1 pseudogene is annotated in these 413 nt (G+C 65.9%); it reads left to right on the top strand.

The annotated features are described in order from the left end of the window. A pseudogene (locus A2J01_RS15720) lies at positions 1–413 on the top strand (methionine synthase); the annotation flags it as partial.

Below are 413 nucleotides of genomic sequence, written 5' to 3' on the forward strand. Positions count from 1 at the left end.
TGGAGTCGCCGAGAAGTTCCCGGTGCTGCTCGGTGGTGCGGCGCTCACGCGCTCCTACGTCGAGAACGACCTGCAGGAGGTGTACGAGGGCGACGTCAGCTATGCCCGCGACGCCTTCGAGGGTCTGAACTTGATGGACCAGATCATGACGACCAAGCGTGGTGGCGGCCCGGCGCCGGACAGCCCGGAGGCCATCGCTGCTCGCGAGAAGGCTGCCGAGCGTAAGGCACGTCACGAGCGTTCCAAGCGCATCGCCGAAAAGCGTAAGGCTGCAGCGGTTCCCGTGGTCCTGCCGGAGCGTTCCGATGTCGCAACCGACATCGCGGTGCCGACACCTCCCTTCTGGGGCTCGCGCATCGTCAAGGGAATCTCGCTGTCCGAGTACTCGGGGCTGCTCGACGAGCGCGCTCTTT

Origin of the sequence: Rhodococcus sp. EPR-134 (genome assembly GCF_001647205.1) — a bacterium.
GTDB classification, from domain to species: domain Bacteria; phylum Actinomycetota; class Actinomycetes; order Mycobacteriales; family Mycobacteriaceae; genus Rhodococcus_F; species Rhodococcus_F qingshengii.